Annotated in this window: 17 protein-coding genes and 1 pseudogene; 6 read left to right on the forward strand and 12 right to left on the reverse strand. The window is 48.4% G+C overall.

Translation table 11 applies throughout. The features are described from left to right. Window positions 1–3 precede the first annotated feature (3 nt). A complete protein-coding gene (locus tag LN737_RS21435; protein WP_405511862.1) occupies window positions 4–888 on the forward strand; it encodes a bifunctional 5,10-methylenetetrahydrofolate dehydrogenase/5,10-methenyltetrahydrofolate cyclohydrolase in 885 nt (294 codons plus the stop codon). Between the two features lie 286 nt (window positions 889–1,174). Then, a pseudogene (locus LN737_RS21440) lies at window positions 1,175–4,131 on the forward strand (protein O-mannosyl-transferase family). A gap of 84 nt (window positions 4,132–4,215) precedes the next feature. Here the strand turns inward: LN737_RS21440 and LN737_RS21445 are convergent. Further along, on the reverse strand, window positions 4,216–4,860 hold the full coding sequence (locus LN737_RS21445; protein WP_405511863.1) for a response regulator transcription factor: 645 nt from the start codon (window positions 4,858–4,860) through the stop codon (window positions 4,216–4,218). Further along, window positions 4,823–6,727, reverse strand: coding sequence for a 7TM diverse intracellular signaling domain-containing protein (locus LN737_RS21450; protein WP_405511864.1), 1,905 nt, complete (start codon window positions 6,725–6,727; stop codon window positions 4,823–4,825). The genes LN737_RS21445 and LN737_RS21450 overlap by 38 nt, the downstream gene beginning before the upstream one ends. A 230-nt stretch (window positions 6,728–6,957) precedes the next feature. Between LN737_RS21450 and LN737_RS21455 the strand changes: the two genes are divergently transcribed. Further along, window positions 6,958–7,599 (forward strand): hypothetical protein, encoded by a 642-nt coding sequence (locus LN737_RS21455; RefSeq protein WP_405511865.1) that lies wholly within the window; start codon window positions 6,958–6,960, stop codon window positions 7,597–7,599. Here LN737_RS21455 and LN737_RS21460 read toward each other — a convergent pair. The 3 genes from LN737_RS21460 to LN737_RS21470 all read right to left on the reverse strand — a co-directional run bounded on the left by LN737_RS21460 (window position 7,596) and on the right by LN737_RS21470 (window position 10,680). Next, a complete protein-coding gene (locus tag LN737_RS21460; protein WP_405511866.1) occupies window positions 7,596–9,194 on the reverse strand; it encodes a Na+/H+ antiporter in 1,599 nt (532 codons plus the stop codon). The genes LN737_RS21455 and LN737_RS21460 overlap by 4 nt on opposite strands. A 79-nt stretch (window positions 9,195–9,273) precedes the next feature. After that, on the reverse strand, window positions 9,274–10,083 hold the full coding sequence (locus LN737_RS21465; RefSeq protein WP_405511867.1) for an alpha/beta fold hydrolase: 810 nt from the start codon (window positions 10,081–10,083) through the stop codon (window positions 9,274–9,276). 96 nt (window positions 10,084–10,179) lie between these two features. Beyond that, entirely contained in the window at window positions 10,180–10,680 is a 501-nt protein-coding gene (locus tag LN737_RS21470) for a DUF1772 domain-containing protein (protein ID WP_405511868.1), read from the reverse strand. A 515-nt stretch (window positions 10,681–11,195) separates the two neighbouring features. Here LN737_RS21470 and LN737_RS21475 point away from each other — a divergent pair. Beyond that, the gene (locus tag LN737_RS21475) at window positions 11,196–11,933 is read left to right on the forward strand and encodes a hypothetical protein (RefSeq protein WP_405511869.1); all 738 of its coding nucleotides are present in this window, start codon (window positions 11,196–11,198) and stop codon (window positions 11,931–11,933) included. A gap of 184 nt (window positions 11,934–12,117) precedes the next feature. On the opposite strand, the gene dnaJ is transcribed toward LN737_RS21475, so the two are convergent. Beyond that, window positions 12,118–13,275 carry a molecular chaperone DnaJ gene (gene dnaJ, locus LN737_RS21480; protein WP_405511870.1) on the reverse strand — a complete coding sequence of 386 codons (1,158 nt, stop codon included), beginning with the start codon at window positions 13,273–13,275 and terminating at the stop codon, window positions 12,118–12,120. 99 nt (window positions 13,276–13,374) lie between these two features. Further along, window positions 13,375–13,965, reverse strand: coding sequence for a nucleotide exchange factor GrpE (locus tag LN737_RS21485; protein ID WP_405511871.1), 591 nt, complete (start codon window positions 13,963–13,965; stop codon window positions 13,375–13,377). 229 nt (window positions 13,966–14,194) lie between these two features. Between LN737_RS21485 and queG the strand changes: the two genes are divergently transcribed. Continuing rightward, window positions 14,195–15,139 carry a tRNA epoxyqueuosine(34) reductase QueG gene (gene queG / locus LN737_RS21490; protein ID WP_405511872.1) on the forward strand — a complete coding sequence of 315 codons (945 nt, stop codon included), beginning with the start codon at window positions 14,195–14,197 and terminating at the stop codon, window positions 15,137–15,139. A gap of 21 nt (window positions 15,140–15,160) precedes the next feature. Here the strand turns inward: queG and kynU are convergent, their stop codons facing one another. After that, window positions 15,161–16,435 (reverse strand): kynureninase, encoded by a 1,275-nt coding sequence (kynU, locus tag LN737_RS21495; protein ID WP_405511873.1) that lies wholly within the window; start codon window positions 16,433–16,435, stop codon window positions 15,161–15,163. A gap of 55 nt (window positions 16,436–16,490) precedes the next feature. Continuing rightward, a complete protein-coding gene (locus LN737_RS21500; RefSeq protein WP_405511874.1) occupies window positions 16,491–16,613 on the reverse strand; it encodes a hypothetical protein in 123 nt (40 codons plus the stop codon). A gap of 98 nt (window positions 16,614–16,711) precedes the next feature. Between LN737_RS21500 and LN737_RS21505 the strand changes: the two genes are divergently transcribed. Beyond that, a complete protein-coding gene (locus LN737_RS21505; protein ID WP_405511875.1) occupies window positions 16,712–17,890 on the forward strand; it encodes an alpha/beta hydrolase in 1,179 nt (392 codons plus the stop codon). A 74-nt stretch (window positions 17,891–17,964) separates the two neighbouring features. Here the strand turns inward: LN737_RS21505 and LN737_RS21510 are convergent, their stop codons facing one another. The 3 genes from LN737_RS21510 to LN737_RS21520 all read right to left on the reverse strand — a co-directional run bounded on the left by LN737_RS21510 (window position 17,965) and on the right by LN737_RS21520 (window position 20,943). Beyond that, window positions 17,965–18,327, reverse strand: a complete 363-nt coding sequence (locus tag LN737_RS21510) for a heavy-metal-associated domain-containing protein (RefSeq protein ID WP_405511876.1) — start codon at window positions 18,325–18,327, stop codon at window positions 17,965–17,967. Window positions 18,328–18,398: 71 nt separating this feature from the next. After that, window positions 18,399–19,880, reverse strand: coding sequence for a hypothetical protein (locus LN737_RS21515; protein WP_405511877.1), 1,482 nt, complete (start codon window positions 19,878–19,880; stop codon window positions 18,399–18,401). A gap of 25 nt (window positions 19,881–19,905) precedes the next feature. Beyond that, a complete protein-coding gene (locus tag LN737_RS21520; protein ID WP_405511878.1) occupies window positions 19,906–20,943 on the reverse strand; it encodes a sialidase family protein in 1,038 nt (345 codons plus the stop codon). Window positions 20,944–20,984: the final 41 nt, after the last annotated feature.

The following is a 20,984-nucleotide window of genomic DNA, read 5'->3' on the forward strand; positions in this document are numbered from 1 at the left end:
CATATGCAGCTTTTAGACGGTAAACTCCTCTCTTCACAAATTAAACAGGAAATTGCGGCTGAGGTCGCCCAGATACGCGAGCAGGGCGGCAAAATTCCACACCTCGTAGCCATTCTGGTTGGCAACAACGGAGCCTCAGAAACCTACGTAGCGTCGAAAATGAAGAACTGTGAAGAGGTTGGAATGCACTCAACACTTATACGGCTCGATCCGTCGGTTTCTGAAGAAGAACTGCTGGACAAGGTTCGTGAAGTGAACGATAACCCGGATATGGACGGACTGATTGTGCAGCTTCCCCTCCCCGATCATATCAACCCCGACCGCGTCATGGAAACCATTGACCCTACCAAAGATGTAGATGGCTTCCATCCCATCAACATCGGCCGGATGGCGAAAGGGTTACCGGCTTACATTTCGGCCACACCACAGGGCGTACTGGAAATGATAAAGCGATACAATATCGAAACTTCTGGCAAGCATTGCGTGGTGGTGGGCCGCAGCCAGATTGTGGGATTACCCATGTCCATACTGATGCAGCGCAATACGTACCCGGGCAATTGCACCGTTACGCTTACCCACAGCCGGACAAAGAATCTGGCCGAAATCTGCCGCACAGCGGATATTTTGGTAGCAGCTCTGGGCAAGCCCGAGTTTGTCACAGCAGACATGGTAAAAGAAGGAGCTGTTGTGATTGATGTAGGGCTAGAGCGCGTTCCTGATGCAAGCAAAAAAAGCGGTTTTTCGCTGAAGGGCGACGTGAAATTTGCCGACGTAGCGCCCAAGGCTAGTTTCATTACGCCCGTACCGGGTGGCGTTGGCCTGATGACCATCTGCTCACTCATGCAAAATACGCTGAAAGCTGCGCGGAAAGAAATTTACTCAAACTAGTTGGTCAATAGTCATTGGTCACTAGGCGTTGGTTGTTGGTGATGGTGGATTCTTCAATCCGCCAAAGTGAGGTTTCTCAAAACCGTTCGTGGATGTTTTGAGAAACCTTATCAGTCAGGTTTGAGAGCCTGACTGCACAGAGGAAAACCCCTGGCAAATGACTAATGACAATTGGCCAACCACCATCCTTAACAAACTTTAACAGCCCGGCCGGGTCAGGCTGGGTTTCTTTTTACGTAATTTTGCCAGTTACTTACACAAAAGCAGTTCGTTAATCTTCATTTGTATGCAGTCATTCAAGCGCCTGAACACCCTGACAGGCTGGTTTGTTTTCGCTGTCGCGCTCATTACGTACGCGATGACCGTCGAACGAACGGCCAGTTTCTGGGACTGTGGCGAATTCATTGCGTGTTCGTTTAAACTTCAGGTACCTCACCCGCCCGGCGCACCGTTCTTCCTCCTGCTGGGAAGGCTCTTTTCCATGCTGTCTTTTGGCGACCTGACCAGCGTAGCGTACTGGGTGAACATGGCGTCGGTGCTGGCCAGTGCCTTCACCATCGCGTTTCTGTTCTGGACCATTACAATGCTGGCGCAGAAGCTACTTGACAAAGCCGAGAGTGATTATTCTACCGCCGATACGTTGCTGGTTATCGGAACAGGCGCGGTAGGTGCCCTGGCTTACACGTTCTCTGATACGTTCTGGTTCTCGGCCGTAGAAGCCGAAGTATACGGTATGTCGTCGTTCTTTACCGCTATTGTGGTCTGGGCAGCGTTCAAATGGGAACGTATTGACGATGAAGCAGCCGCTAACCGCTGGCTTATTTTTATTGCCTATCTGACCGGCCTGTCGATTGGTGTCCACTTGCTGAACCTCGTTACGTTACCAGCCCTGGCTCTGATTTATTATTTCAAGAAGCAACCAAAACCAACGTTTTGGGGTGGTGTGATTGCCGCGGGGATTGGTTTGGTGGTGTTGGCCATTATTAATGCCGGTATCATTCCGGGTTTGCCAGGCATGGCCTTTTTTGTTGAGCGGATCTTCGTGAACACATTCGGCCTGCCATTTACCTCTGGGGCTATTTTCTTCACAGTTGTGTTTGTTGGCGCAATCGTCTACGGTATTATCTGGTCAGCCCGGCAAAAGCGGGTTATTCTCAATACGTCGTTGCTGGCATTGGCCTTCGTGCTGATTGGTTATGCTTCTTACATGCAGGTGCTGGTACGGGCAGAATTTAATCCGCCGATCAACGAGAACGACCCCAGTGATGAGTTGAACTTCCTGTCGTACCTCAGGCGTGAACAATACGGCAGTCGTTCATTGCTGTATGGACCTGTGTTTACCTCCCGCCCAATCGATCAGAAACAGGGGGCAGCGATCTGGAAAAAGAAGGCAACAAATACGTCGTCTTCGATCATCAACCAGAGTACATTTATTCACCGGGCGATGAGATGCTGTTTCCACGTGTCTACAGCAGTCAGCAGAATCACCCGGCTTTGTACCGCCAGATGCTTGGGCTTGCCGAAGGTCAAAAGCCGACCATGGGCGACAACCTGAAGTTTTTATTCAGTTATCAGCTAGGTCACATGTGGTGGCGATATCTGATGTGGAACTTCGCCGGACGTGAAAGCGACGAAGAAGGAGCTGGCTATCTCCTGCCCTGGTCGACGGACAATGGCGTTCCGGATTTGCTCAAGACCAATAAAGCCCGCGACAATTTCTACATGCTGCCGTTTGCGCTGGGTCTGTTTGGCATTGTCTTCCAGTATTTCCGCCGTCGGCGCGATTTCCTGATTGTTGCACTGCTGTTTCTCTTTACGGGCATCGCGCTCCAGGTCTTCCTGAACTCTCCTCCATCCGAGCCTCGCGAGCGGGACTATATTTATGTTGGGTCGTTCTACTTCTTTGCGATCTGGCTTGGGCTGGGCGTTATGGCGCTGGCCGAAGGCTTACGGGCTTACCTCAAATCCGACATGGCCCGTAACGGCCTGATTGTGGGGTTATGTGCGCTGGTGCCGGTCATGATGGGCGCAAAAAGTTGGGATAACCACAATCGCGATCATCGCTACCAGTCGGTTGATTTTGCGAAAAATCTGCTCAACTCCTGTGCACCCAATGCAGTGCTGTTTACAGGTGGCGACAATGATACGTTCCCGCTCTGGTACGTACAGGAAGTGGAAGGGTTCCGCCGGGACGTACGGGTTTGTAACCTGAGTTTGCTGGGTACGGAATGGTACATCCAGCAGATGAAGCGGAAAACCTATGAGTCCGACGCGCTGCCGATTTCGCTTGAGTTTGATAATTTCAACAAGGGCAAAAACGACATCGTACCGTTCTATGAAGTGCCAGGCGTAAAAAATGGCATTGACCTGAAGCAGTACATTAGCCTGATCAAAACGAACAATCCAGCGATTCAGGTACCGCTTACGAGTGGCGATATGACGAGCATTCTGCCGTCGTCAATTCTGTTCCTGCCCATCGACAAGGCCGCTATCGACAAATCGAATTTCGTACCGGCAACTCTGCGTCCGCTGGTAAAAGATACGTTGCAGTGGACAATCGGGAAAAAGGACCTTTACAAGCCCGATCTGATTATGCTCGACATGATTGCCACCAACAACTGGAAACGGCCGATCTATTTCTCGAGCACATTAGCAAGCGACAATTACCTGAGCCTGAAGCCTTACATGCAGCTGGAAGGCTATGCGTACCGGCTGATGCCAGTGGCAGTGCCGGGCGCTTCGGACGGGTATGTCAACTCGGATATTATGTACACGAACATGCTGAAGAAAACCTTCTGGCGTGATTTCGATAACCCAAATACATATTACGACGAAACTTATAAAGGGCCACCCGTTATTTCAGCGCGGATTGCGTTCTTCCGGCTGGCTGACCAGCTAATGCGGGAAGGCAAAAAAGACAAAGCGCGGGAAGTACTCAATTATTCGCTGAAAGTGATTCCTGATAAGAGTATTCCGTACGACCAGATTTCGTCGAATTACGTACGCTTCCTGTTTGAGGTGGGGGATTCCAAAAAAGCACTCGAAATCGCCGACATTATGGCCGCTCGGGCGGATCAGAACCTGACCTACGATAAGAGTGGAAACGGCAATCGGTTTGGCAGCCCTGATTCGGATCTGTATATTCTGCAAACGATTGTCGAAGCTTGTAAAGAAGCCAAGCAAACCGCAGCAGCCAATAAGTACGAGGCTATCTTCCAAAAGCACATTAACGCCTTTGGCTGATCAGCCCTCCAACCAAAGCGAAGGTCCCAATTACAGCTGTAGTTGGGACCTTTGCTTTGGTTGATAATTCGACCGATTTCAGGATTATATCCCATGCTTTATGGCAAACTGAATCAACTCAGCGACATTGCTGATATCCAGTTTGAAATGTATGTTTTTCCGATGGGTTTTTACGGTGAATACGCTTATGCTTAAAGCCTCGCCAATCTGTTCATTCGTCAGCCCATCTTTAATCAATTTAATAATTTCGACTTCGCGAAAAGTCAGATTGAGTCTCCTGGCAAAATCATCGCCAAACGTATCTTCGGCTGGTGCTGGCTGCCCCGTAACGTTGGAATCAAAAACCGTATCACCAAGCAGCACCGATCGTATGCCGGCGAGAAGTTCCGGCGTTGTCGTCTCCTTCAACAGATACCCATGCAAACCGGCTTTCCTGGCTTCTTCCAGCAATTTAGCCTGATTATACATCGTCAGAATAATGACCTTAATCGCTGGAAAATCAATGATAATTTTCTTACCCAGGTCAATTCCGTTCACTCCTTGAAGATTAACATCCATCAGAATCAGGTTCGGCTGCTGCGTGCTGATGACGGACAATGCATCCGTTGAGCGAAATACCTGTCCGCATACAATTAAATCCGGCTGCTCATCGATCAACAATTTCAAACCGTCGTTGAACAGTCTGTGATCATCAATCAGAAGAATCCGAGCTGGAGTCGGTACGTGCATGAGACGAGGAATAAGGCAATTCTAACAAAATCATGGTGCCTCCCTCACCGGTTTCTCTCCGCAATGTTGCACCAATGTAAGTTGCCCTTAAATTACTATTAATAAGTCCGATTCCAGCAGACTTCTTTCCTTTTTTGGCAACAAAACCCACGCCATCATCCTCAATTACCACACAAAGCCGATCCCCATAATAGAGCAACTGAACGGAGGCTCGTTTAGCCTTAGCGTGTTTAAGAATATTCTGGATTAATTCTGACACGATTCGATACACATTCAGCTCCAGATCGACCGGTAGTTTTCGCTCATTCCCCGTTACCAGAAACTCGAAATGCGTTGGCTGATTAGGTATAGACAGGACAAACTGTTCCAGCGCACTACACAGTCCCAAACGGCTGAACTCGGGTGGCATCAGATGGTGGGCAATACGTCGTAGATCATCACTGCTTTTTTGAATCAGCGGATCAAGCTCATCGAATGTCTCGCGGGCCGCTGTATGTTGAAATCGCTGACGGGCATCGCCAATTTTCCGTCGTATCGTAGCCAGTGTGCCCCCCAGATCGTCGTGCAGGTCGGCGGCAATACGCTGACGTTCCGATTCCTGCGTCTGAATAACATCGGCCTGTAATTGACGGTTCTGAACTTCAAGCTGAAGACGGGCCGTGTGTAATAGTTTCCGGCGGTAAAACCAGGCTATGGAAAGAATGGTGAATTCCAGCAGCAGGGCAACCCGGAGTGCTACCATATCGGGCAACGGAGTTCCGATCAGCCCAAAATTTATCAGAAAGGAGTTGATTGAGAAAAAGGCCAGAACTGATGAAACGGCCAGAATCAATAACCAGGCTAATGTCATCTTCCGACGAAAGGCATCGACCAGGTACGTCAGCCAGATGATACCGTATCCCATAAAACCAAGATACCCAATAAAATAAGCAGTTTTTACGATGAGCTCACTGCCAGTTTGCTGTGCCCAGTCGGCCAGAAATACAGCCCCGGCAATAATCAGCATCGGGATAAACTCTGGCCATTGTTTCAGCGATCGCGCTGGATAGGCCGACACCGTTAGAAACTGCCGACTAAACATAACAAATGCCCCGAAGCCCAGATTGAGCCAATGCACGATGGAACTGATGTTATCGAACCAGGCTAATGAATCAGGCAAAAAGGCTCCCCAGCCGTCGTTAAGCAGCGAATAGACCGACAGGCAAATTACGTAGCAGGCGTAAAACAAGTAAATAGAGCGCCGGTAGAACATAAAACCGATCAGTACGCCACCTAAAATTGCCAGAATGATACCCACAAAGGTGGCCCAGCCTACAATATCCTGTTGCTGCGCAGCCAGAAACCGGCGGGGTGACCAGAGCTGAAGGCCAAATTTGAGCGCGTCGCCCGGCACGACCCGGCTCCCTACCCAAATGGTGGTTGTCTGCCGGGCTGGCAGATTTAAGGCATACAGAAAATAATGGTGATTTACGGGCGATAATGGAGTTGCCTGTTCGCGGTAGCTCGACGGCCCCTTAATACGTTGTAAGCCCGTATCCTGACTGCTGGACCAGACCTGCACCGAGTCCATAAAATGCGTCGTTAACTCAAGCCAGACAGTACGGGCTTGCTCACTACGTACCGAAAACCACGCCCAGCCCATAAAATACCGGCGTCCGTAATTAATGCTCTCGACCGATTGCCATTCACGTATATCCGTGGGTAGATCGGCAGGTAGACTCAACTGGCGGGTGGGCTCCTTCAGTTGATAGAGATATGGCTTTTCAACCCTACTGTCATTAAATGTCGTGTCGAGCACCAGCACCGATTGAGCAACGGCCATTACCGGAATAAGCAACAACCCAATAAGTTGCCAGATTACTTTCATCGTGCAGATGCTTTTACGAATGACTGTAAACAAAGTACGATACGGAACTACGTATTAAAAATACCTACATCAGGGTATTGTATACGGTTGATTAGCAGGACAATTTTGTTATCTTCTATCCACACCTTATTTATTATCATACCACAAACTTCTGTAGCGTAAATGACCGAAACCAACCCGTGCAGAACCCCACTTCAGGAAATGATTGACCGACGCACTAATTCGTATCTTTGACCAGAAACCAAACTGGTAAAGTGGTGCTAATTGGCACCAGGAACGTAATGAACTATCGGCTGCTAGTCATCCTGCTGTTTCCCTTTCTCGTCAGAGCCCAATCAGAAACATATGGGTTTGGGCCGTACCAACTGGAGCTTACTACGCCCGACACTCTCCAACAGGCTGGTTTTGCAGAACAAAGCCAGTCTTATGTGAAAGGAACCATAGCGCTTCCCTGCACGCATATACGTACGTATAAAGCCGACACTACAAAACTGGCGGGTGTCACAGTGACCAACCTGTTTGTTGTTTTCTATGATAACAGACTAGCCAGACTCTCCTGCGACAACACCGATTCGTTGCAGCAGGTTTTAATCGCTGAATATGGAAAAGGGGCTATTATTCCAGTCCGCCAGCTTTCCCTCTGCGCGCATGACAAGCCCGTCACCATGTGGGGAGAAGTCTGGAACAAGGCCGGGGCTTTAGCCTACGTAATGTATTCGAACGGGTATACCGCTGATTGTCAGCCACAAAAAAGCAGTACATTCTGTCTGTCGAGTCAACGGTTGACCGCACTCTCGTCAGATTGCGATATTAAAAATTTGAACCCATTAGCCCACGAATTCGAGAAAGAACTGCTGAATCGACGTAATTAATGAATTGGATGATTGATTTTTTCTTCTTCCAGATCCATCCGTGCTTCTTCTTTGCGAATCACTTCATCATCGTACTCCTGTATGTTCCGCAACCGATGTAATTCATCGCGTTTGACGTTGATAATATCAGCCATTATTTTGTTGTACTGGGTTACGTTCTCGCCGTCGCTTTCCAGCGAATCCAGGTGATGCTTCGTCTGGTTCAGATCACTTTCCATCCGACTTTTCAGATTGCCCACCAGTTCATTCTCAGCTACCGCATCTGCGTAGTTATCCTGAAGATATTTCAGCGCGATTTTCAGCAATTTTATACGGATTCTGGATTCCTGTTCATTCTCTGGAATATGGTTTTCAAGGTCTTTGGGCTTTACCCATCGGATAACCAGCGGCAACGTCAATCCCTGAAAAACCAACGTAACCAGAATAACAACGAACGTAATGAACAGGATAAGATTCCGGTGCGGAAAAGGCTCTGCGTGTTTAAGCGTCAACGGAACCGATAATGCCGACGCCAGCGACACGACACCCCGCATACCAGCCCAGCCAATCACAATGGGCCCGCGTAGACCCGGATTTCGTTGAGCAACTGTAATGTATTGTCCAATAAACTGGGTGAAGTATGATGAACAGATTACAAACACCAGCCTTGTTACAATAACGACGGCTGTAATCAGCAACGCGTACAGAATAGCTTCCATTTTCGAGTAATCGCCCAGTCCGTTGATAATTGCAGGCAGCTCCAGACCAATTAAAATGAAAACGATTCCATTCAGCGCAAACACAACGGTGGCCCACATGCCGGTTCCCTGAATCCGTGAGCTATGGTTAAGAATAACATGGCTCTGATTTGACAGAAACAGCCCTCCACTGACAACGGCCATGACGCCAGATGCCTCAAACTCTTCGGCCACCATGTACATAATGTACGGAGCCATGAATGTCAGCAGGATGCTGATGCGGGTTGTAGTGGGCAACCATCGGTGAATGACGTAGAACACGCCCCCTACTGCCAACCCAATAATTACCCCCAGAAAGGTAACAAGCAGAAAGTCAACCGATGCTTGCTGCCACACGAACGTACCGGACAGAACAGCGGCCAGGGCGAAACGAAAGACTACCAAACTGGCAGCATCATTCACCAGGCTTTCTCCCTCCAAAATGCTAATAGCAGTTTTGGAAACTTTGACCTCCTTCAGAACCGATGTAGCAGCAACGGCGTCGGGCGGAGAAATGATGCCACCCAGCAAAAAGCCTAACGCCAGCGTAAACCCCGGAATGACAACACTGGATACGTACGCTACGGCAAAGGCCGTGAAAATGACAAGACCAAAAGCCAGAACAAGGATAATACGTCGCCATCGCCAGAATTCCTTCCAGGAAGTGAACCAGGCGGCTTCATAGAGTAAAGGGGGCAGAAAAATCAAAAAAATCAGTTCGGGGTCAACATCAATGCTCGGTATACCCGGAACCAGGCTAACCGCTAATCCACTCAACACCAGAAAAATCGGTACCGGAATACGCAGTCGCTGACCGACCATAACCAGCAACGAGACAGCAAGCATCAATGACAGACAAAGGAGCAGTGTTTGGTGCATATAGTAATCCAGAAGAAGTTGAAGGCGAAATTAGTACGTCTGGATTCCTTTCAAACTACTATAGCCCTCTGTTCTGGATTTACCCGGAATTTTCCTGTTTGATAACGTCAATGACCAAGTCGAGCTGTTTATTTAGTTCGTCTGGCTGCTCAATCATGGGGAAGTGGCTAGTCCCGGTCATATGATGAATCTCATAGCCTGCCGTTGCATATTGCAGAAGCGCACCTTCGTCTGTTGGCATGTAATCGACGTTGATGAGCTGAAGCTTGACCGATAGCCTGGGTAACAATTCCCGTTCTGTCAGGTATTCGTCTTTGAAAATGGCCTCTAAAATTTCGGTAGCCATGGGCTTGTAGGCCTGTCGATAATCCTTTACAACCCGTTCCGATACAGCAACGGGTGTCTGCGGGGTTAGCAACACCATACGGGCGTACTGTTCGTTGGTGTCACCAAAATTTTGGTGCAGGTTCTGGATGATCTGTTCACTTTGCTCCTGGTATTCCGGGCGCAACGGCTGTCCTGCACTTTTGAACGTATCGATGCCAATAAGCCCGATAATGGGGCCGGGGTTGCTTGTGGCAGCAACCAGACAAACATCGCCCCCCATCGAGTGCCCAATCAAAATAACCTGTTGCAGATTGAGGGTTTTAATGAACGTAGCAACATCCTCCCCCATACTTTTTACCGTCCAGTGCGTTTTATTTCGGCCAGACTTTCCGTGGCCAGGCAGATCAAGGGCTACAACCGTGTACTTGTCTTTAAAGTACGCAAGCTGTGCCTCCCAGTACGTCAGATCGATATTGGAACCATGCACAAAAAGCAGCGTGGGCAGTTGATTGCCTGCAATTGTATAATGCATTGATGTCTGGTTGTGAACAAATGTCTCCATAGCCAAATCCGGGATTAAATTCATTCAACAAAAACGTCAACCCTGCCGATTAGTTATTCAGAACTGTCAGAACGGGAAACCTCAGAACGAGTCTGTCTAATCGGCTTTTGGGCTGATGCAGGCCATAATAACGAAGACAAGCGCCACCACCGACGCCACTGTTCGAATGGTATTCCAGGTATTCCAGGGCGCTTCAAATTTGACCCGTTGAGCGGCAATTTCATCCATGGACGCTTTCTGTATAGAAAACGAATCCAATGCTTCATTCAGCGGTATGTTGCCGGCTATAGTAACGCCCAGTACGCCAAACAGATAAATGAGGGTTGCGGTCAGCAGAAACCAGAAACGTAACGAGACTGGATTGCCGTAATGAAACCAGGTAGCCATAGGCAATAAGATTGGCGTGCCTATAAAGCTGATAAAAAAAATGGGGTTCAGAATTGCCCGATTTATCGATTGCATAGCCGTCAAATATTCCGTGTCCGATAATCGGTGCAAACCTGGATTTACCGAACAGAAATACGCATAGAAGAGACCTGCCATCAGAGCAGTTGTCGTGGCGGCACAGGCCAGCAGTATAGTTTGGAACGTCGGCATAGTTGTTCGATAGTTTACTTGCCAAAACCTAATGTTTTATACAGAAACGGCTCCTCATTGATCCACACCTGAAGTTAGTTGAACCGTAACTGGTGGGATCTAACCAGCATTTCGTGGATGCCCGCGATTGTATAAAAATAGAAAAGCCAATCAGGCTGGAAACTACGTATTTGTAAAGACAAAAAGCAGCCAAAACGCATGATACCGTATAATAAATCTCCAAATATTAGTCAAGCTGATTACTATACTTTGCAAAAAAAGTAGCGCTAATAGCCCAATCCAGAACTGCGAATCACTCTTCCTAAACGGTTATGACGGCTCTTTTAATACGTGTACTTACCGATTCAAACTGTTCGAAACATTTCACCCCGTTTTCTTCTTGATCATATGTAACTGCTTTAGCATTAGCAGCCTTGATTAGCTTCCTACGAATTGATTTGTTTTTAGGAGGACCTCTGCATCAGAAAGAAAGTGATACCAGTTATGACGGTCTTAGCCCATAAACGTTATACATCATGAAAAGGCTTTTCTGTTTATTATTCTTCCTGGGGTTGAGCCACCCAGGGCTTGGGGGATGTATCGTAATTGTCCGCACTGAAAAAGCTATTTTCATAGGGGCGGATAGTAAATCAATTACGTATCATTATGACTCAACAGGTAAAAAATTTATTGAAAAGTCCAATCAGCTTTCCTGTTCGATTCATAAGGCAGGCAAGTTTTACTTTGCCAATACGGGCTTTGCTCAGGAGCAGCAAATCGAGTTTGCCGAAACCGCCTGCAAAGGCGCAAAATCGCTGGAAGACATTCGTATTAAGTTTTCTGAGTTAATGATAAAATATTATGAAACCAATCTGGAATTAATCAGGCGGAAGAATAAATATTTTTACAAAGAAAAGGTAGAAGGTTCCTTTGCTGACGTAGCGTTTTTTACAATAGAGAATAACAAACCTCAGGTGATGGTGCTGTATTTTAATACGCTTAATTCATTTCTGGACAAAGTTCGGGTTGGAATCAAACCAGACACCGAATCCGACATTCACATAATGGGCGTCGCGAAAACGGCCTTTACGATGTCGGATGAGAAAAAGAATTATTTTGAGCGTTTATCGATAAACGAACCCGTACAATTTATTCAGGAATATATTGAAAGTGAAATAAAATCCAGCCCCGAATTTGTGGGTGGGTCCATTGATATTTTACAGGTAACTGTTACGGGCGATAAATGGATTAGGCGAAAACGAAATTGCTATTGACCTTGTCTTAATAAACCAGTTTAGAATTTCCTATGATCGAATCCTTTTTTGTCATTCCGACGAAGGAGGAATTTCAAAGTTGTTCCAAATCTAAAGCCCTAAACAGCTTTACAAATCCGATTTCTGTAAACCAAAAAATGCCCTGTTGAAGGGCATTTTTTGGTTGATGATGTACTCAAATTAATCAATGGAAAAAGTCTTTCATCTTATCGAAAAAGCCTTTTTCATTTTTATTGGGCTTGGGCTGGAAATTGGGGGAGTTACGTAGCTTTTCCAGCATGGTACGTTCTTCGGCAGAAAGCGTTTTTGGGGTCCAGACATTTATATGAACCAACTCATCGCCCCGACCGTAGCCGTTCAATTCTTTAATACCTTTTCCTTTCAGGCGCAGGATTTTACCGCTTTGTGTGCCAGGATCAAGGGTAATACGTGCCTTCCCATCAATGGTCGGAACTTCAACGCTGGTGCCGATTGCCGCATCGATAAAGCTGACGTACAAATCAAACACTACGTTATTACCGTCGCGTTTAAGGTCGGCATCTTCTTCCTCCTCGATTACAATAAGCAGATCACCAGCCACACCACCCCGGGGCGGTACGTTACCTTTGCTGCCTACCGACAATTGAATACCTTCGGCTACACCCGCCGGAATTTTGATTGGGATAACATCTTCCTGAAGCACACGCCCCTCACCAAAACAGGTGTCGCAGCGGTCGGTTACGATTTTACCTTCGCCATTACAGGTCGGACAGGTGCTGGTCGAAACCATCTGCCCAAGCATTGTATTGACTACTTTGCGCGTCTGGCCAGTACCGCTACACGTTGAGCAGGTCTGAACCGCCGTTCCATTTTTAGAGCCATTACCGCCACAGGTCGTACAGGTTACATGCCGTTTTACCTTGATTTTTTTCTCAACGCCATTGGCAACTTCCTGAAGATTCAGCTTCAGCTTGATACGTAGGTCGGAGCCACGCCGAACGCGCTGACGCCCACCTCCCCCATTGGCTCCCCGGAAGAAACTCCCGAACGGAGAATCGTCGCCAAAAACATCGCCAAACTGACTGAAGATATCCTCCATCGATGGGCCGCCAGCGCCATAGCCACCAGCCGCGCCACCCATACCAGCATGACCAAACTGATCGTATCTGGCCCGTTTTTGGGGATCGTTCAGTACGTCGTATGCTTCAGCAGCTTCCTTAAATTTTTCTTCGGCGGTGGGATCGTTGGGGTTCTTGTCGGGGTGGTATTTGATGGCCATCTTACGATAAGCCTTCTTTAAATCCTCCGACGAGACCGATTTATCAACACCCAGAATTTCGTAATAATCGCGCTTCGTTGCCATATTTTTGAATGAGCGAATGAGTGAATGAGCGAATGAGTGAATAACTGTTACTAGCCTTTTATTCACTCATTCGCTCATTCACTCATTCGCTCATTGATTTTAACTTCCTACAATTACTTTTGCGAACCGAATGACCTTGTCATTCAGATAATATCCTTTTTCGATTTCGTCGATAACCTTTCCTTTCAGGTCATCACTAGGTGCCGGAAACTGCGTAACAGATTCGTGCAGATCAGCATTGAAAGGTTCTCCTTTCGACACCATCGGCTTAAGCCCTTTGCCTTCCAGCGTTTTAAATAATTTATTGTAGATCAACGAAACGCCTTCTTTTACAGCCGCTACGTCCTCTGTACTGTCAATCGACTGCATAGCCCGCTCGAAATCATCGACGACCGGAATCAGGGCTTTGAGTACCCCTTCGTTGGCAGTGCCAATCAGATCCAGTTTTTCCTTGGCTGTACGACGACGGAAATTCTCAAAATCAGCGTATAAACGGAGATATTTATCTTTCAGTTCGGCCAGTTCACTGCCAATTCGGTCGGTTTCCGCGACAAAATCTTCGGCTTTCGCCGGTCCTGTCGTTTCTTCAGGCTCTCCGCCATTAATCGTTACGGCTTCGTCAGAAGTCAGGTTGTCAGGTTGTTGAGTATCCGCAGACGCCTGCTCGTCCAAAATGTCTTTATTTTCCATTGATGAGCTTCTATTTCGCTTCCAGAAATTCATATGCAAAGATGGTCAAAAGACCGGCCAAAACCGCATAGCCTGACAAGTTGTCTGAACCGAGATGTGTCTGCCTGCTGGGAGTGGCAGTATTTTCCCCGGTAGCGCTGAGGAGATTTTATAGGATAGGCAGGATTTAAAAAGGAGTAGGTACGTTTATCAAAAAGCGATAGTCTTTATTTTCTGTCCATTATTTCTTATGCACTCGCCAGCCAGCCGTTATACGCAATTGATCAAAGCCAAAGCAAAGGAGCTGGGTTTTGACTTTTGTGGCATTGCGAAAGCGAATTTCCTGGAAGATGAAGCGCCCCGCCTGGAAACATGGCTCAAGAACGGGATGCACGGACAGATGAATTATATGGCTAACCACTTCGACAAACGACTGGACCCGCGGCTGTTGGTTGACGATGCCAAGTCTGTTATTACCGTTCTGCTTAATTACTACCCCGATCAGAAACTACCTGAGGGTGAGGGCGATTATAAGTTATCGAAATACGCTTATGGCACAGATTACCACTACGTTATAAAAGATAAGCTGAAAGACTTGCTGGCGTATATTCATCAGGAAATTGGCGAAGTAGGCGGTCGAGCCTTTGTTGATTCGGCCCCTGTGATGGATAAAGCCTGGGCGAAACGGGCGGGCCTGGGCTGGGTGGGCAAACATACCAACCTCATCAATCGCGAAATCGGCTCGTTTTTCTTTATTGGCGAGCTAATTCTCGATCTGGAACTGGAACCCGACGGCCCAATAACCGACTATTGCGGTACCTGCACCCGATGTATTGACGCCTGCCCCACCGACGCCATAGTAGGTCCGTACGTAGTAGACGGCAGTAAATGCATCTCTTACTTTACAATTGAGCTAAAAGAAGCCATTCCTGAAGACGTTCGGGGAAAATTTGATAACTGGGTTTTCGGCTGCGACATCTGTCAGGATGTCTGCCCCTGGAACCGCTTTGCGCGACCTCATCAAACGCCCGCCTTCGATCTACATCCTGAACTTGCTACGTTTACCAAAACAGACTGGGAAGAAATAACGGAAGACGTTTTTCGGGAAATCTTCCGCCGGTCGGCCGTAAAGCGTACAAAACTGGACGGACTCAAACGAAACGTAGCCTTCTGTAATACTGAATCTGAAGATTGACCAGGTTTACATGCCAGCCATCTACCGGGTAGTGCGATAAAACTGTTCAAGCGTTTCTCCCACTCGATACACATCTTCGAACGTATTGTACAGGGGCACCGGCGCTAGCCGAATGCAGTCGGGTTCACGCCAGTCGCCAATGATGCCCTGTTTGGTCAAAAATTCGAATAAAGTCCTGCCATTTTTACGTACCAGCAAGGAAAGTTGACAACCCCGCTGATTAGGGTCGTCGGGCGTCAGAATCTGAATTTCATCGAAAGGCGTCAGAATGTATTCCAGATAGCCCGTTAGTTGCTCGCTTTTCCGTCTGAGCGCGACAATTCCCGCTTCAGCAGTAATGGCAATAGCGGCTCGGTGCGCAGCCAGCGCCAGAATGTTCGGGGTGCTAACCTGCCAGCCATCCGCACCGGGAGCGGGCAAAAAACCGGGCGTCATGTCAAACCGCCGATCTTCCCGATAGCCCCACCAACCCGCCAAACGGGGCAAGTTCTGTTCATGATGTTTTTGGTGAACAAATACCCCTGAAACGGCGCCCGGCCCTCCATTCAGGTATTTGTACGAACACCACGTAGCAAAGTCAACGCCCCAGTCGTGGAGACGCAACGGTACGTTCCCGATTGCGTGAGCCAGGTCGAAACCAACCGGTATACAATGCTGTTGCGCCGTTTCAGCAATGGCTGCCATATTATAAACCTGTCCGGTATAATAATTCAGGCCACTCATCCAGATCAGCGCCAGCGAATCAGCCTGTTCGGCAATAGCTTTCTGAATATCGGTTGTATGAATCAGGCTATCGTCGGCATGAGGGGCAATTTCAACCAACGTATCAGCCGGTTTCAACCCATGGTGTTTTATATGAGTTTCGAGGGCATACTGATCGGATGGAAAATCGCCTTTGATCGTCAATATCTTGTATTTTTTTTCTGTAGGCCGGTAAAACGATGCGAGCAACAAGTGCAGGTTGACGGTCAGAGCATTCATCGGACACACTTCCGATGGCTCTGCCCCTATTATTTGACCAAGTGCCTGTTTGCAAGTATTGTGATAACCAAGCCAGGGCTGTTCTGCACTTTCTGTCTGCTCAAACCAGCCTTCAACCCCCAAATTTTGCCAGGTCAGGAGCTCCTGATCCAGAGCGGCACGTACTGACTTTGGTTGCAGTCCGAGTGAGTTTCCACACAGATACGTCAGTGGCTTATTATCGCGGGCAGGAATATGAAATCGATCCCGAAAATGACGAAGTGGATCTTCCTGATCGAGTTTTTGGGCGAATGTCAGTGAATGTTCGTAGGTCATATGTAGTGAACAAAAAACAGGCGAAAGTCTCTAGTCTGTGATTCTATTTTGATTATTAGTTGCGAATGCCAGCTTGTTTCTCATACGTATTGCTATCACCCCGCAGCCCCCTGAAGGGGCCGGAGGTAAACAGACCCGAACGTAATAGTTCGGCCTCCTTAAAGTACCGTTTCCTCATTCCTTTACGGTTACGGCAGACCAATTAATCAATTTTACCACACCCATCGCAACCAGCCATTTTCTTTCCCGGTTGCGCAATCAAACAATCAACGTTCTATGAAAAATAATCTCACAAAACACGTATCAGGCCACACTCCGGCTTTACTTCCATTCCAACAGCTAAAACTAGTAACTGGTAAAATTACTTCGGGCATTGTTCTAACATTCCTGTCTGGCATTTTTATGGCCAGCTGCCAGGACCACGAGATTCCAAGTTCTCCACCTGTGGACCTGCCCGGACAATCCATACAGTCGAATAACCCCAAGCCTGACTGGGGCCCGACCATTACTCCGCAGAATCTGGCTATCATTGAAGAACTGGATCGACTGAACCCAGTCCCGCTTTACCTGCTTACTCCTCAGGAAGCTCGTATGAAGCCATCGGTGAAAGATGCCGTTACGTCTCTGCTCGATAGGAACCACATTGCTCCTCCGAAAGCTAATGTAAGTGTCAGCAAACGTTTTATTCCGGGAGCAGGCGGTGTACCTATTGAAGTTGCCCTCTACAAACCGAACGATGTGTCAGGCCCAATGCCTGTTATTGTTTATTACCATGGAGGAGGCTGGGTCATTGCCAATTCGGATGTATACGAAGCCTCGACCCTGGCACTGGCTCAAAATACCAAAGCACTGGTCGTTTCGGTTAACTACCGACTCGCCCCCGAAAACAAATTCCCGACGGCGCACATGGATGCGTATGCGGCTTATAAGTGGGTTAGAAGTAATCAGTCGGAACTCAATGGGAACGGCAAGGTTGCCGTAGCCGGTGAGAGCGCAGGCGGCAATATGGCCGTTACTGTTTCGATGATGGCCCGCGATAGTAGTTTGACATTGCCGCTTCATATTCTGTCCGTATATCCGGTTGCGAACAACGACCTCAACACGCCTTCTTATATTCAATACGCCAATGCGAAGCCGTTAAGCAAACCATTGGTTCAATGGTTTGTTGATAAGTATTTCAACACGATGGCAGATGGCGACAGCCCACTGATTTCTCTGGTTGACGTAGCCAATTTGAGCGGTCTACCCCCAACGACCATCATTGGTGCAGAGATTGACCCATTGCAGAGTGACGGCATGCAGTTACGTGATAAACTTCAGCAGTCGGGAGTTCAGGTTACGTATCAATTGTACGAAGGCGTTACGCATGAGTTCTTCGGTACGTATGCGATTGAGCCCAAAGCTGCTCAGGCACAGACGCTGGCTGCCACTCAATTGCTGAATGCGTTTAAATAAGCAGCGTTTACATAAAAATGGCCCGGCATCAGATTGATACCGGGCCATTTTTATGTATTAAAATCGTATCGCTCCTACTGTTCCATACCGCCACCTTTTTTGCAGCAGCTCGGTAGTTTGTTGTAACCTGCTTCATCGGCAACCACTTCATCAGCGTCGTAACCGGTCTTGCTAATATTGGCTTTCAGTTTCGATACGTCTGTTTTCGACGGATTGTATTTGATTGTGACAATCTTCGATTTTACGTCCAGATTGGCTTCTTTGACCCCTTTTTCAAACGTCAGATTCCGTTCGATGCGGGATTTGCACATGCCACAAATGGCAGACGTTTTTATTTTAACTTCCTTTTCTTTGTCGTCACTGATGAGCTTACCAGCGAAAGCATTGCCCAACAGTATCAATGAAGTCAGGGCGGTTAAGAATAGGTTACGCAACATGGCTGTAGATGGTTTATAGTGAACTGATAACGAAATTATTGTCTAGTTGGTGCCCGGTAGGGGCTGCTTGTTTACTGGTGCATTCCTTTCATTTGGCCGTGTCCCGAATGGTTCATCGTTCGCATCGTCATCAGGCTGGGCGATAGGCGCAGATAAATTTCACCAGAAATCGGCATTGTACCATAATACGATTGCAAAAACTTATCCGGCATACTGCTGGTAACCTGAGCCCCCAAGACCAGATCGGTCTTGTGCGTCTGCGCCAGTCGGTAGTTCATGCCCAGAGTGAGCGAATTTATGGCATAACTCGCGTGCGTATTGAGTGGGTCAATCTGGTTAATACCTAATTCTTCGAGCGATTTGCTGACATTCTCGTACCGACCGTAAAAAGCTAGTTTATCCCATTGCAGACTGCTCTCGGCCAGAAACGAATTTTCTCCCTGCCCATCGTGACTATTGCGCCCCCAAACAAACGCTGACGTAACAAATCGGCCGGGGGCGAGCCCTTTACTGTGCAGGATCGAAGCAGTTGTGCGCGTTACGTTCTCGTCGGGATGCAAGTCTTCGGGACTATGGATAAATCCCTGCGAAAATTGCAGAGCCAGCGACGGCGATGGATTCACGGATAACCGGTACGAATAACTATCAAATCGGGGTTTGTCGAAGTTATAGCGGTGTTCATCGGGTTCGCGTCCGGTGAAGGACGAAGCTTCCAGCTTAGCCCATTTGTAACGCAATCCGACAGTGGCAACCCCGAACAGAATATGCGTAGCGTCCTGCCAATGGTGGCTTAAGGGAGCTTCCGGAATGCCGAAAGCCGAAATTCGGTGCATAAAAGCCGGTGGGCCGAGGGCAGGTTCGCCAGGATAACCAACGTATCCGTAAAGATCGACGTCTTTGCTGAACGCATGGCTATAGCTGACCGACAGCTCAGAGATCAGATCGTGCGGATGTTGCTTATCGATTAGAGGCTGCCCCTGATAGCTCTCGCCCGTTTGAAAGAGTAAGGGATACCCTCCATTTCCAACCGTCAGCGGATCGAGCGAAAGCATGGCTCTTACCTGAAAAAGTCCCCGCCCTCCAACCTTACGCTGCGCCATGCCCATCACCCAGTTCGGGGCCCCGAACTGCTGTGCGTTACCCCGCTTATCGGTGTTATTGACGTTCTGACTGGTGTAGCGTAGATAAACAGCGTAATGCAGCATATAACTCCATCGGCTTCCTTCTGACGGATGCTTCATATAGGCGTACATGGGCGTATTGTCGGGATGCCAGGATGTACCCGATCCATTGCGGTTCATCGAGAGATTCCGCGAGAGCGAGTGTGTCATGCCCATTGTAGTATCCATGGTCAGGCCGTAGTTGGGTTCTTGCATCGAACTGCCAGACGGCTCTCCCATTTCCATTCCTTTGTGCATCGAATGATCCATCGACCGAGCCGTATCTTTTTTTGATCCGGTAGACGCTGGCATTTTCATGCCTTCATGGTGCTGATGCTGCCCGAAGGCCAGGCTTGTTACGCCGATTAATGTAGTTATCAGAAACGTTTTCATCAGGTTGTTGCTTACAGTACTTAGGTCATATAGGTCTGGCCCAAACTGTCCCGTCCTGCTCCCATAGGCAGAGCACACGTCCGTTGGGGAGTACTGTCAATTTCGGATATGCGCCTGTTGCCATTGCTTTAGGCTGCGTCTGTTCAGGCGTCGTGATCATTAATTGCCCTGCTTGCTGAAACACTACGTACTCTCCTTTTTCGGTTAAGACGATTTTAGCATTTTTACCTTCGCCAAGCTCGGTCTCCGGCTGACCGGGCCGGGCGGTGTATACTTTGTTCTCGCGTCGCCAGACGGTCGAAACCGTTCCGTTCGGGGTCATGTACAACCCACCCCCATCCATGGGGCAGGCATTCAGTTTCCAGGTTCCTTTGCCTATTTTTTCGGCCTTACCGAACGTCTGCCCACCGTCTTCCGATTTGAGCAGATACATATCCCGTGCCCCGTTCAGGAAATTGCGAAACATGACAGCCACTCGCTTTCCCTGACTGACCACCGAAAGCTGGCAGCACTCGCAGACCGTTCCATCCGGTGACTGATACAGGACCCGGTTTGGTAACCATGTGTGCCCTCCGTCGGTAGAGCGCGCTCCAACAATCTTGTTATGCTTGTCATTTCGTAAATCCAGCCAGACTGCGTTGTAGACATTATCCGGGCTGGCCGTCAGCGACACGAATCCTTCTTTTGCGATGTCTGGTACGTCGGTTATACGAACCCGCGGCTGCCACTGGCCCGACTTGCGATTGAGTACGTATGCCCATACGTTGCCCGGTTTATCAATTGCTGTAATAACCACCGATTGAGCTGTAGCGGCAATCTGTGGCCCACGCGATGCCCCCAGATGTAGCCCTACTACGCTATCGACCCGAACGGGCATACTGAACGTTTCGCCATCACGCGAAGCCGTATAAAAAATCAAACTCCCCCGGCCAAAAACGACATGGACACCTCCAGCCGCATCCGTGGCTACCGCCGGATGAATGCCTTTCCCAATTTGCCGACTGATCGGCTCAGAGCCAGCTAACCAACTGATTAACAGAAAACAGGTAACGAAAAAATTCATAGTTCCAGCGAATAAAAATCATCAGGAGAAATGTCCGAAAG

Source organism: Spirosoma sp. KNUC1025 (genome assembly GCF_045160025.1).
In the GTDB taxonomy this organism is placed as follows: Bacteria; Bacteroidota; Bacteroidia; order Cytophagales; family Spirosomataceae; genus Spirosoma.